This window comes from Lacinutrix neustonica (genome assembly GCF_026625145.1).
GTDB classification, from domain to species: domain Bacteria; phylum Bacteroidota; class Bacteroidia; order Flavobacteriales; family Flavobacteriaceae; genus Lacinutrix; species Lacinutrix neustonica.
In genome coordinates, this window is record NZ_CP113088.1 from 2706460 (window position 1) to 2719061 (window position 12602).

11 protein-coding genes and 3 pseudogenes are annotated in these 12602 nt (G+C 31.9%); 12 read left to right on the plus strand and 2 right to left on the minus strand.

Going from position 1 to position 12602, the window contains the following annotated elements; translation table 11 throughout:
* Positions 1–11 precede the first annotated feature (11 nt).
* Together N7U66_RS14795 and N7U66_RS14800 are read right to left on the minus strand one after the other, a co-directional pair.
* The gene (locus N7U66_RS14795; protein WP_267675946.1) at positions 12–1154 is read right to left on the minus strand and encodes a glycosyltransferase family 2 protein; all 1143 of its coding nucleotides are present in this window, start codon (positions 1152–1154) and stop codon (positions 12–14) included.
* On the minus strand, positions 1148–2122 hold the full coding sequence (locus N7U66_RS14800) for a lysylphosphatidylglycerol synthase domain-containing protein (RefSeq protein WP_267675947.1): 975 nt from the start codon (positions 2120–2122) through the stop codon (positions 1148–1150). Before N7U66_RS14800 ends, N7U66_RS14795 begins: the two co-directional genes overlap by 7 nt.
* 45 nt (positions 2123–2167) lie before the next feature.
* Between N7U66_RS14800 and N7U66_RS14805 the strand changes: the two genes are divergently transcribed.
* The 12 genes and pseudogenes from N7U66_RS14805 (at position 2168) to N7U66_RS14860 (ending at position 12594) form a co-directional block, all read left to right on the plus strand.
* Complete coding sequence (locus N7U66_RS14805; protein WP_267675948.1) at positions 2168–2476, plus strand: hypothetical protein; 309 nt, start codon at positions 2168–2170, stop codon at positions 2474–2476.
* Between the two features lie 321 nt (positions 2477–2797).
* Positions 2798–3352 carry a crossover junction endodeoxyribonuclease RuvC gene (gene ruvC / locus N7U66_RS14810; RefSeq protein WP_267675949.1) on the plus strand — a complete coding sequence of 185 codons (555 nt, stop codon included), beginning with the start codon at positions 2798–2800 and terminating at the stop codon, positions 3350–3352.
* A 141-nt stretch (positions 3353–3493) separates the two neighbouring features.
* Positions 3494–4673, plus strand: a pseudogene (gene hemW / locus N7U66_RS14815) (radical SAM family heme chaperone HemW).
* Positions 4670–5410 (plus strand): annotated as a pseudogene (locus N7U66_RS14820) (cyclase family protein). The pseudogenes hemW and N7U66_RS14820 overlap by 4 nt, the downstream one beginning before the upstream one ends.
* A gap of 1 nt (position 5411) precedes the next feature.
* Complete coding sequence (locus N7U66_RS14825; RefSeq protein ID WP_267675950.1) at positions 5412–6020, plus strand: DUF4230 domain-containing protein; 609 nt, start codon at positions 5412–5414, stop codon at positions 6018–6020.
* Positions 6021–6287: 267 nt separating this feature from the next.
* Positions 6288–6653: an MmcQ/YjbR family DNA-binding protein gene (locus N7U66_RS14830; RefSeq protein ID WP_267675951.1), complete on the plus strand. Its 366-nt coding sequence runs from the start codon at positions 6288–6290 to the stop codon at positions 6651–6653.
* A 523-nt stretch (positions 6654–7176) separates the two neighbouring features.
* Complete coding sequence (locus N7U66_RS14835; protein WP_267675952.1) at positions 7177–7590, plus strand: response regulator; 414 nt, start codon at positions 7177–7179, stop codon at positions 7588–7590.
* A gap of 3 nt (positions 7591–7593) precedes the next feature.
* Positions 7594–8133 carry a heme NO-binding domain-containing protein gene (locus tag N7U66_RS14840; protein ID WP_267675953.1) on the plus strand — a complete coding sequence of 180 codons (540 nt, stop codon included), beginning with the start codon at positions 7594–7596 and terminating at the stop codon, positions 8131–8133.
* A pseudogene (locus tag N7U66_RS14845) lies at positions 8133–10091 on the plus strand (PAS domain-containing sensor histidine kinase). Before N7U66_RS14840 ends, N7U66_RS14845 begins: the two are co-directional and overlap by 1 nt.
* A gap of 1 nt (position 10092) precedes the next feature.
* Positions 10093–11226: an FIST signal transduction protein gene (locus tag N7U66_RS14850; protein ID WP_267675954.1), complete on the plus strand. Its 1134-nt coding sequence runs from the start codon at positions 10093–10095 to the stop codon at positions 11224–11226.
* The gene (locus N7U66_RS14855) at positions 11226–12290 is read left to right on the plus strand and encodes a sensor histidine kinase (protein WP_267675955.1); all 1065 of its coding nucleotides are present in this window, start codon (positions 11226–11228) and stop codon (positions 12288–12290) included. The genes N7U66_RS14850 and N7U66_RS14855 overlap by 1 nt, the downstream gene beginning before the upstream one ends.
* Positions 12277–12594 (plus strand): Hpt domain-containing protein, encoded by a 318-nt coding sequence (locus N7U66_RS14860; protein WP_267675956.1) that lies wholly within the window; start codon positions 12277–12279, stop codon positions 12592–12594. The genes N7U66_RS14855 and N7U66_RS14860 overlap by 14 nt, the downstream gene beginning before the upstream one ends.
* The last annotated feature ends 8 nt before the right edge of the window (positions 12595–12602 follow it).

Sequence of the window (12602 nt, forward strand, 5' to 3'; positions counted from 1 at the left end):
TGAATAATGACCTATTTCTTAAACCGTCTTTCTTTCCAATTATAGCTCGTAAACAATGAATTAAAAGCAATATAGACACTAAAGAACGGATATATAACAGCAGCTGCTAGAAATGATCGTAGATAGCGGGTTTGATTAAAAAACACACTGGTTTTATATAGTAACAGGAAATCTGAAACTAACTTTAAAAAGAAAACCACTAGAAAAACAAACCAGTGCAGTGCTGTGCATAATGCTAGAATACAACTAACAATTACTGTAGCATTCATCAACAAAACAAGTACGCCGGTTAACTTTCCAAAAGCAGAGTGATAATTTGATGTCTTTGCAGCCCAACGTTTACGCTGTGAGACCAAGCTTTTCCAATTTGGTTGGGCTTTTGTGAGTACAGTGGCAGTATGGGCTTTTATATAATGCACACTCTTTTTATCTGTCTTTAAAGCCTTTTCCAATAAAAAAATATCATCTCCACTGGCAATATTACTATTGCCTAGAAAACCATTCACCTCTTGAAATAGAGATTTGCGATAAGCTAAATTTGCCCCATTACACAAAAAGGGGTGATGAATTCCAAAACCACCAATGGTGGCGCCCATGAGACTTAAAAAATCGAGCAATTGAAAGCGTTTTAAAAAAGAATCTGTTGTATGATAGGTTACTGGTGCCACCATCATTTTGGGTTGATGTTCCTGAATGTAGGCGTCAAAAGTTGCGAGCCAATATTTTGGTAAAATACAATCGGCATCTGTAGTTACAATCCAATCATGATTGGCAATGGCTACCGCAGAAGTGATCGCGTCTTTTTTTGGCGCGTTTGTGGCTCTGTCATTCTTGACTATTGAAAAGGAGCTTTCAAGCTTGTTAAAAGGCTCTTTTGAGAGTAATTGTGTAATAATGGCAACGGAATCATCTTCAGAAGCATCGTCTACTAAAATCACTTCATATTTCGCTTTGTCGTAATGGAGGGATGTCATAGAATTTATTAACACTTCTAAATTTTCAGCTTCATTTCTAAAAGGGATGACCACTGTGAATGTGGTTTTTTGTTGGTTGTCTTTGGGCTTAAACGCTTTTACTTTATTAAAGCCATAGGTTAAACTTAAAATAAGAATGACGTAACAAAAGCTTATGATAATAATGCTTAAACTCAACATGAAACATCTTGTTTTGGAAGGTTAAAACGAAGCACAAAGTAGCTGCCAAATAGGCTAGGGATTACAAAATTAAGCAACCACATTAAGGTAACTATACATAAAACAGAAATGTCGTTAATATCTGTAAAGGAGAATAGATATACCGCAACACTGCCTTTTATAACCACATCAAACAAATAAATGGTGGGTGCCACCGAAACCAATAAATAATATGTTGTAATAACGATCATCGCCTCGTAATAGGCTAATGGAGTACCAAAGAGGTGTAGTAGAAAGTAAAACTGAAAGGAGAATGTTCCATATCGAATAAAGGAAAGGATTACGGCTAAAACTTTGAGATTAAAACTTAGTTTTTTTATGAAATTTTTAATTTTTTCAAAAGGAAAACCTTTTATTTTATATTGCGTTTTTTTGAGTACGATAACAATAATAGTTGAAATGACGGCGATTATAATGAAGTATCTTGAGACTTTAACATAATTAATATCTAACGCATATTTAGAGATAAATAACCAAAACCCAACACAACCCATCACGATAGTAACACCCATTTGCATAACATTACTTAATAAGTTTAAAAGCAAGACTTTTTTACGATAATTTTTGGTGTAATAGACTGCTTTAGCACCGTATTCTCCTATACGATTGGGTGTAAAAAGAGAAGCAGTGAATGCTCCTAAACTTTGTTGAAGCGCTTCAAAAAAAGTGATTTCCTTAATCGAAGTCACCAAAATTTTCCATTTGAAAATTTCAAAAAACCAGTTAAAAAGGGATAAAAAGATTAAAAAGAAGATGTTTTCCACAGAAAAAACATTTTTTTTATTCAAAATATTAATAAATTCCGCAAAATCAAGAGTGCCATTATTAACTAATTTGTTGTACATAAAATAAAATGCGGCAACAACGATACTTAATTTAATAAGTACAAAAAAGAATTGTTTAGTTTTGTAGGATACTGTATTGTACAAATATTAGGTGTTTTTCACCATGCAAATTAAACCAAATATTATATAATGAAAGCCTTAATTAAATATCTTACTTTTTTTAGTGTATTATTCCTTTTCATAAACCACAGTTATGCACAAAGGGAAACGAGCAAATGGAAGGCATTGATTGCTGTAGGCATTAATGGTCCTGGACAAGACGGCTTAGTAAAACCTTTTGTCGCCAATGGCGTCAATTTTCCTACAATTAATTTAGGGGTGCAACGCATGCTAAAAAGAAAAGTGGGGGTTAAGCTAGATTTGGGATATAACCGATTTTCTAATGCAGAAGAGTCACCGAATTTAAAATTAATTATACCCGCATTAATGCACAAATAGTTTACGACAGCACCTCAGATTTCACGTTCTTACCTATTGGTATGGGCTTAGTTTTTCATGCAGGTCCTGGGTATTCTTCAATTAAACCACTCGGTTTTTATAAAGAGAATAACACGTCTTTTTTAAATGTCATGGGAGGTTTAGAATTACATAAAGCACTATCCGAGAACGGTTTCCGTTTTTGTTGATGGCTCTTATGTTCTAGGTTTTGGTAAAGAATTTGATCCCATTTTAAAAGGTTTTGGGTCCTTTAATGGCAATTTATTTACAGCGACCGTTGGTGTTTCGGTTTCTTTAAGTGGATGTGCATATTGCAACTAAATGACAGAAGAAAAAATAATTTTAGGTATTGATCCAGGAACGACCATAATGGGTTTCGGTCTCATAAAAGTGGTCAAAAAAAAGATGTATTTCCTACAGCTTAATGAACTCGATTTAAAAAAATACGATGACCATTACTTAAAATTAAAACTCATTTTTGAACGTACCATAGAATTGATAGATACGCACCATCCCGATGAGATAGCTATTGAAGCTCCTTTTTTTGGTAAGAACGTACAGAGTATGCTTAAGCTGGGCCGTGCTCAAGGAGTGGCTATGGCAGCAGGCTTATCGCGTGAGATCCCAATTACAGAATATGCGCCTAAAAAAATAAAAATGGCCATTACGGGTAATGGGAATGCCAGTAAAGAGCAAGTGGCGAAAATGTTACAAAGTATGCTCGGACTTAAAACCTTACCGAAAAATTTAGATTCCATGGATGGATTGGGGGCTGCAGTGTGTCATTTCTATAATCAAGGCCGCGTAGAGATTGGTAAAAGTTATACGGGTTGGAGCGCTTTTGTAAAGCAGAATGAGAAGCGGGTAAAGAAGTAAGCAGTGAGAAGTATAAGTGACAACCGTGTTTTTCAATGAATTCCTATTAAAAACGCCTATTTAAAAATGCATTTTACAATACTATTTACTTTTAAAATTGATGTTATGCATGGTCTATTGCGATCAAAAACTAAAAACTAAATGGCAGGTATATACATTCACATCCCCTTTTGTAAACAAGCCTGCCACTATTGTGACTTTCATTTTTCGACGTCTTTAAAAATGAAGGATGAACTTATTTTGGCATTAATTTCAGAACTTGAATTACGAAAAAATGAGTTTAAAAATAGTACGGTAGAAACCATTTACTTTGGTGGTGGTACACCAAGTTTGTTGTCCGGAGAAGAATTAAAACGCATTATAGATGCCATTTTCAAGAACTATACCGTATCAAACCATCCCGAAATAACTTTAGAAGCAAATCCGAGACGATTTAATAGTAGCGAATACTACTGTTGTATTAAGTGCAGACGAAAGACAATCGAAGTCCATATTTAAATCTTACAGAGACATTGGTATCAATAGGTTAAGCATTGGCATTCAATCTTTCTTTGAAAAGGACCTAAAGCTTATGAATCGGGCCCACAATGCAACCGAGGCAAAAGCCTGTTTGGAACAAGCAACCAAATATTTTGATAATATCTCACTGGATTTAATTTATGGGATTCCTGGTACCACTAATGAGGAATGGCAAATTAATATTGACACTGCTTTAAGTTTTGGTGTCAATCATATTTCCAGTTACGCCTTAACGGTAGAGCCCAAAACAGCATTAGCGGCTTTTATTGCTAAAGGAATAATTGATGACGTTGACGATGCTTTAGCACAAGAGCAATTTTATATGTTGATTGATAGTTTGGAAGCCAACAATTTTGTGCACTATGAATTGTCTAACTTTGGAAAAGACCGTTATTTTAGTAAAAATAATTCGGCGTATTGGCAAGGTAAATCTTATATTGGTATTGGGCCATCTGCACATTCTTTTGATGGTCAACGACGCGGTTGGAATGTGCGGAATAATATAAAATATATTAAGTCCATTCAGAATCATGAGTTGCCTATAGAAATAGAAATATTGACAACAGCCGATCAATATAATGAGTATGTCATGACAGGTTTACGTACGGTTTGGGGCGTCTCTATGCAAAAGGTAAGAGCGGAATTTGGACCAGTTTTTGAAAATTATCTTTTTCAACAAGCCCGTAAACACATCAAGGAACAATTGTTGTATATTGATAAGGAAACCCTTTTTGTTACTAAAAAAGGAAAATTTTTGAGCGATGGCATTGCTTCAGATTTATTTAAAATTAATACAGTTTGATAACAATTTTACAAGATAAAAACTATACTATCGATTTATCTAAACCATTGGATATTTCAATGCCGCTACGCGCGTCAAAAACGAATGCAAATGCTTGGTATATTGAGGAACCTAAAATAGAACCTGTAGTGTTGGGAAAATGGATTGCAAGTGTGAAAAAGGGTGCTTCGGTAAACTTTAATAACATTGCCTTTAATCCTCATGCACATGGTACACACACGGAATGTGTTGGGCACATTACTGAGACTTTTTATAGCATTAATAAATGCCTAAAACGTTTTATGTTTACTGCCGAAGTGATCACTGTAGCGCCTGAAATTAAAGGGGATGATCGCATTATTTCTAAAAAGCAAGTGCAATTTCTATTACCACGCAAAACACCGTAAGCCTTAGTTATTAGAACCATGCCCAATACTAAAGATAAAAAATCAAGACAGTATTCTAATACGAATTGGCCGTATTTAACCGAGGAAGCTGCGGTTTATATGCGCGAGAAAGGCATTCTTCATTTACTTATAGATTTACCAAGTGTAGATAAAGAGAAAGATGAAGGACAATTATTAGCACACAAGGCTTTTTGGGATGTTCATGGAAACATACGAACCGAAGCGACCATCACAGAACTTATTTATGTACCTAATAAAGTGAAAGATGGTAGTTATATTTTAAACCTTCAAATTGCACCCTTCGAAAATGATGCCACGCCTAGTAAACCTGTTTTATACAAGATAGATTAATATGGAAATTTTATTTGCAATCATATTTGGCATTATTGCTTCTTTAGGAGTAACGACTTATATAAAACATGTTGAGACTAAAAAATTAGCACAATCACAATCTGTTATTTTATTAGATAAGATTAAAAAAGTGTGCAAATTTATTACGGTTGAAGGCGATTTTGCTGAAATCTATCATTATGAAAACGTAAAGGAACGTTTCTTAAAATTAATATCAAGCCGAAAACGAGCCTTAGTTATTATCGATGCAAAAGCTTACGTGGGTTTCGATTTATCAAAAATTGATATGACTGCAAATGCCATTACAAAAACGGTGGTTTTAAATCACTTTCCAACACCTGAAATATTGTCTATTGAAACAAATCTTAAATATTACGACAAAAAAGATGGTTTATTTAACAAATTTGAAGCCCACGATTTAACCGCTTTACATAATGAAGCTAAATCACACATTAGGGAAAAAGTCCCCGAAAGTGGCTTGTTTCAAATCGCACAAAAAGAAGCTTTAGAATCGGTATTACTTATAGAAGGTATAGTGCAAACCATAGGATGGAAATTAGACTATACCGCTCTAAAAGTTGAAGAGCGTGATATAAAGGCACTAGAATAATACTAATAACAGTGATGTTTAATCGATACAAAATTCAATTTATTCAATAGAGTCATCCTTTATCGGTAATTTTTTCTAATTTTAGTTGTCAAGTTTTAAATTTAGATTATGAAAAGCTTACTGGATTACTTAAATGATACTTTGGAAAGTTTAGATATTCCACCGATTATTATAGTCAGTAAGAATAAAAAGAGGCTGTCAAGGAAACGTGCTTTAAATAAAAGACCCAAATATAAAGAAGATTCAATTTAACTAAAGTTTAAATGGATGGATATTGAATACCTTCGCGATTATTGTTTAAGTAAATCCGGAACTACAGAAGATTTCCCCTTTGATAAAAATACTTTAGTTTTTAAAGTGGTGGGAAAAATGTTCGCCTTAGCACCATTAGATCAATGGGAAAAAGGCTTGGCCTCAATAAATTTAAAAGCGAATCCGGAGTACGCTTTGGAGCTTCGAGCTGCGTACGAAAGTATTCAACCTGGTTTTCATATGAATAAAAAGCATTGGAATACCCTGGACATTTACAAAGGAGAATTATCTCCAAAATTGATAATGGCACTCATTGACCATTCTTATGATATGGTTGTAAAAGGAATGACTAAAAAAAAACGACAAGAATTAAATCTTTAGAAATCATTTATCTAAAGTTATCTACCATTAATCGATACAAAGCTTGAGTTGAAAGAAATTTGTCAATTTGATGAGGACTTACTGTTAATTTTGAATAGAAATTAAACAAATTATCAAAAATGAATTTTAAAGCACTTCCTATAATTTCAATGTTATATTCAAAAAAAAGTGGTGCCTCTAATGAAGAGATATCTAAAACTCATGATGTCAAAATTAAGCATTGTAGAATTTTATATAATAACTTAAAACATTTAGAGTTTATATCGTGCTTTGAATTGGACTTGAATAAAAAAATGAAGATAGATATTCATTAATTTTTCTTCAAGAACTTGAAAGTAATAAGTGTACTACTCAAAAAAGCACTATAAAATCAATAGAGTATTGCAAAACCTAAAAAAGACCAATTACCATTCGTCTACACTTAAGCGTTATTCATCTACATTAAACGCAGTGTAATCGAAATGAATAACTCTTCTCTTAGAAATGAGGTAATTTCGCTCTTATTCATAATAAAACCCTCCTAATGATTAAGAAACTCAAAATCCTCCTGATTGAGGACGACATGATAGAAATAATGAAATTGAACAGAACAATTTCTACTTTAAAATTAGATCATAAAATTATAGAAGCAAACAATGGTGAAGAAGCACTGCAAATATTAGAGCAAAAAGATAACTTACCCGATATAATTTTATTAGATTTAAACATGCCTAAAATAAATGGTATTGAGTTTTTAAATATCTTAAAAAAAGATGCTGTGCTAAAGTACATACCAACAATAATTTTAACAACATCTAATAATCAAAAAGACTTACTGGAATGTTATAAAACTGGTGTTGCTGGATATATAATAAAGCCATTAAAATATGAGGACTATGTTAGTAAAATTGAAAAATTATTAGCATATTGGAGTGTGAACGAATTAATAGTAGTTTAAAATATGAAAGGCATCGTTTTTACTGAATTTTTAGAGTTAGTTGAAGATAAGTTTGGTTTAGAAATGGTAGATCGTATGATTTCTAATTCTGATTTAGAATCAAAAGGGATATATACAGCAGTTGGTACTTATAGTTTTTCAGAAATGCTACAATTATTACAGCATTTAAGCATAAACACTGGTATTTCAATAGATAATCTATTATTGGTATATGGAGAACATTTTTTTAAAGTAATAGAAGACAGTTATCCAGGACTTTTAGCAACTTATAAGGACCCTATAGAAATGATCTCTTCTATAGAAAATCATATTCATGTAGAGGTAAGAAAAATATATCCAGATGCAGAATTACCAACTTTTGTAGTAGTTCAAAAAACAGAGGATTCATTAATAATGATATATAAATCTAGTAGAGCCATGCATCATTTTGGTTTAGGATTAATGAATAAAACGTTTGAGCACTTTAATTCAAAAGCAATTATCACATTAGAAAAGGTTAAAGAAGACGGAACAGAAGTAAGATTTATTATTAATAAAAATTAATGAGCCAAGATCAATTAGATATACTACAAAGGGCTCTTAAACGTGAAAAAGCTGCAAGAAAAGCAGCTGAGAAAATTCTGGAAGAAAAGTCCGAGAGAACTTTATTTAACATCTCAAAAATTAGAAGAACTTCTCGATCAAAAATCTTCTCAGTTACAAGGTGTTTTTGAAAATATTGTAGATGCATACGTTGTTATGGATCTAGAAGGAAATGTGTTGAAGTTTAACGAAGCAGCGACCAGGTTATTTGGTTATGATATTAGTAAAGAAGCTGTAAATGTGGTTGATCTAATTTACTATAAAGATTATCAGTATGCAATATCCTCTTTTACAGATTTACAGACCAAAGGTTTTTTTAAAAATTATGAAGCTAGAATATACACCAAATCTAAAGATGTAAAATGGGTACACATAAATGCTAGTATTATTTTTGATAAAGAAAAAAAACCAATGGCGGCACAAGGCATTGTTAGAGATATATCAGACCAAAAAGCATCCGAAGAAAAATTAATAGAGTCTGAAAACAGATTGTCAGCTTTAATTTTAAATTTAGATAGTGGTATTTTATTAGAAGATCAAAACCGAAGAATAGCACTAACAAACAAAAGATTTTGCCAACTGTTTAGTATTCCTGTAGCTCCTGACCTATTAGTTGGGCAGGACTGCTCTAATGCAGCAGAGCAAAGTAAATTACAGTTTGAAAATCCGAATCTTTTGTTTTAAGGATTGAAGAGATTTTAAAAAGTAAAACCATTGTTTTGGCAGATGAGCTGGTGATGACTAACGGCAAAATTCTAGAAAGAGATTTTATTCCTATAGTAGAAGATGATAAATATAAAGGCCATCTGTGGGCTTATAGAGATGTAACTCTAAATAAAACATACAGTAAAAGCCTAGAAAAACAAAAACAAAAATATTACAGCATTATTGCAAACATGAATTTAGGATTAGTTGAAGTAAATAATAACGACGAAATCCTAATGGTTAACCAAAGCTTTGAAGATATATCGGGTTATTCTGCACATGAATTAATTGGAAAAAAAGGAGGTCAGGTTTTTGCAGTAGAAAATGGTGTTGAAACCATAGTTCAAGAAAACGAAAAACGTAAAAAAGGCCAATCAAATTCTTATGAGCTTAAAGTAAAAAATAAAGCAGGAGAAATAAGGTATTGGTTAATAAGTGGAGCGCCAAATTACAATTTAGAAGGAGAGGTTGTTGGATCTATTGGGATTCATTTAGATATTACAGAATTAAAAAGTTTAGAATTTCAAAAAGAAAAACTTTTAGAAAAATTAGAAAAAAGTAATGACGAGTTACAAGAATACGCTCACATTGTTTCTCATGATTTAAAATCACCATTGCGCAGTATTTATGCATTAGTAAGCTGGTTAAAAGAAGATAATAAAGGTAAACTAGATGACATAAGCTTGCAGAATTTCGCACACATAGAAACAACTTTAGAAAAAATGGAACAGCTTATAACAGATGTTTTAAATTATTCAAGTGTTGGTGCAGATAATACAGAGAAAGTAAATGTAAATTTAAATAGCTTAGTTAATGAGTTACTTACAATGCTCTATGTGCCGGAAAATATTGAGATTAAAATTTCAAATAGTTTACCTGTTGTAAAAGGGGATAAAACAAAATTGCAACAACTATTTCAAAACCTAATTAGTAACGCTGTAAAGTTTATAGATAAAGAGATAGGAAGCATAATCATTGATGTTGAGGACTTAAAAAGTCATTATAAGTTTTCTATACAAGATAATGGTATTGGTATAGACAAAAAGTTTCATGATAAAATATTTAAAATATTTCATGCTCTTAATAAAAGTAAAGACTCTACAGGTGTAGGATTGTCAATTGTTAAAAAAATTGTCAATCTGCATGAAGGTGAAATTTGGTTAAATAGTGAGCCAAATGTTGGAACCTCATTTTATTTCACTTTAAAAAAATAAAATGAAAATTGTACAGATTAAGAAAAGAAAAGATCAAGACTGGGAGTATTTATCTCCTAAAATAGTTTTAAAAAACCCATTAGTTTTAATTTTAGGAAATAGATATATGCTTGAAGACGCTTCGATCTACAATCAAGTTAGACATTTATTTCAAGATGGACATTTGGTTTTTGGGTCTACAAGTGGAGATATTACTGCGTATACAGTAGATGATGAAAGTATAACTATTACAGCTATAGAGTTTGAAAAAAGTACTTTTCAAATTAAGACAAGTAATGTTTTACATGCAGATTTAGATAGCTATAAAACAGGAAAAGATTTAATAAGCGAGTTTTCTACAAATAATCTAAAACATATTTTTGTAATTGCTGAAGGTAGTTTTATAAATGGAAGCGAGCTAACGAAAGGGATGAATGCTGCCACTCAAAAAAATATATTAATTACAGGCGGCCTTTGTGGTGATGCAGCACGTTTTGAAAAAACAGTAGCATCCTATAACAAAAACCCTAAACCTGGTGAAATTGTTGCCATAGGTTTTTATGGAAACACTTTTGAGGCTTCATTTTCTATTCATGGTGGTTGGACACCTTTTGGACGAGAACGTGTGGTAACAAAATCTAAATCTAATGTGTTGTATGAATTAGATGGTAAACCTGCTTTGGATTTATATAAAAAATATTTAGGAGATAAGTCTAAAGACCTTCCGGGAGCTGCATTATTGTATCCTTTAAATGTCAAAACAGAAGATGAACAACAGTCTTTTGTACGTACTATTTTAAATATAAACGAAAAAGATAATACTATGATTTTGGCTGGAGATATTCCAAAAAATTCTAAAGTACAACTCATGATGACTAATGTGGATAATATTGCAAATGCTTCTGAACGTGCAGCAAGGCAAGCATTAGAATTAAGAAAAAACAAACCACAATTAGCATTATTGGTAAGTTGTATTGGTAGAAAATTAGTGTTAGACCAACGCGTGGAAGAAGAGATAGAAGAAGTAGTGGATGTTGTGGGAAAAGACACCACAATTTGTGGCTTTTATTCCTATGGAGAAATAGCACCTTTTCATGGCGAAACAAATTGTCAATTACATAATCAAACCATGACTATAACGCTAATAAGCGAATAATGAACTCATTACTAAAACGTCAAATACGTAAATATTTATCTGAAGAATTAGCAGAAAGTAAAGACATAAAAAAGTTTTTAGAAGCTGTAAATAGCTCTTATGTTACTTTTGAAGATCAGTTCACTATGCAGCAGCGTGCCATGACTATAAGTTCTGAAGAGTTGTTTGAGGCAAATCAACAATTAAAACAAGAAGCAAAAGCACAACAAGTAGTTATAGATAAATTAAAACGGGTTTTAGACACCTTAAAATTTTATAATTTACCAGTAAATAAGACAGCAGACAATATCGAACTTGATGGTTTAAAACTGGTCGATTTTATAGATAATCAAACAAAAGAAATTGTAGAAATAAATAAACAAAGAGAAACTTTATTGTTAGAGCTAGCACATCAAAATCAAGAACTTAGTGATTATGCACACATGGTATCTCATGATTTAAAATCGCCTTTACGAAGTATAGACACATTAACCGCTTGGTTAAAAGAAGACTATGACAGTGTTTTTGACGATAATGGACAAAAAACACTGGGTCTAATTAGGAATAATGTAGAAAAAATGGATACTTTAATAAATGGTATTTTAGAATACTCTACAATTGGTAAAAACCAAATAGAGATTTATGATGTAGATATTGATAAATTAGTAGACGACATAGAAAAAATACTTCAAGTGCCTAAACATATTACCTTAAAAAAAAATAATTTGCCTACAATTAAAGGTGATAAATACAGGTTGCAACAATTGTTTCAAAACCTAATAGGAAACGCTATAATTTATAATACAAAAGCTAAAGGAACTATTGAAGTTGGGTCAAAAGATAAAGACCAATTTTGGCAATTTTACATTAAAGATAATGGTAATGGTATTGAAAAAGTCTATTTTGATAAAATATTTAAAACCTTTGAAAAACTTGAGAATAATCCGGAATCTTCAGGAATCGGTTTATCAATTGTAAAAAAAATAGTCGATTTATATGGTGGAAAAATATGGCTTGAATCTCAAATTGATATTGGAACCACATTTTATTTCACACTAAAAAAAGCCCCAAATGGAACAACCTAATCAAACCTACATTAACAGCTTGTCCGGAGGCGACAAGGTGTTTAAACAAAAACTTATAGATGTCATCAAAAAAGAGTTTCCGGAAGAGAAACAAGTGTATTTTGACAACTACAATGCTAAAAACTTTAAGTTAGCAGCAGACAATGTGCATAAACTTAAACATAAAATTAGTATTTTAGGACTCGAAGAAAGTTATGAGGTCGCAGTGGCTTACGAAGAAAACTTGTTAGAACGTAATTCTAATTTAAAAGAAGACTTTGAAGCTATTTTAAACAACATAACCAAATATCTAGAGACTCTATAAATATTACT

What these genes read in the sequence shown, in the direction of transcription:
- N7U66_RS14835 (WP_267675952.1), top strand. Translation starts at nt 7,177, where the DNA reads ATGATTAAGAAACTCAAAATCCTCCTGATTGAGGACGACATGATAGAA.
- N7U66_RS14850 (WP_267675954.1), top strand. Translation starts at nt 10,093, where the DNA reads ATGAAAATTGTACAGATTAAGAAAAGAAAAGATCAAGACTGGGAGTAT.
- N7U66_RS14830 (WP_267675951.1), top strand. Translation starts at nt 6,288, where the DNA reads ATGGATATTGAATACCTTCGCGATTATTGTTTAAGTAAATCCGGAACT.
- N7U66_RS14795 (WP_267675946.1), bottom strand. Translation starts at nt 1,154, where the DNA reads ATGTTGAGTTTAAGCATTATTATCATAAGCTTTTGTTACGTCATTCTT.
- N7U66_RS14840 (WP_267675953.1), top strand. Translation starts at nt 7,594, where the DNA reads ATGAAAGGCATCGTTTTTACTGAATTTTTAGAGTTAGTTGAAGATAAG.
- N7U66_RS14860 (WP_267675956.1), top strand. Translation starts at nt 12,277, where the DNA reads ATGGAACAACCTAATCAAACCTACATTAACAGCTTGTCCGGAGGCGAC.
- N7U66_RS14855 (WP_267675955.1), top strand. Translation starts at nt 11,226, where the DNA reads ATGAACTCATTACTAAAACGTCAAATACGTAAATATTTATCTGAAGAA.
- ruvC (WP_267675949.1), top strand. Translation starts at nt 2,798, where the DNA reads ATGACAGAAGAAAAAATAATTTTAGGTATTGATCCAGGAACGACCATA.
- N7U66_RS14805 (WP_267675948.1), top strand. Translation starts at nt 2,168, where the DNA reads ATGAAAGCCTTAATTAAATATCTTACTTTTTTTAGTGTATTATTCCTT.
- N7U66_RS14825 (WP_267675950.1), top strand. Translation starts at nt 5,412, where the DNA reads ATGGAAATTTTATTTGCAATCATATTTGGCATTATTGCTTCTTTAGGA.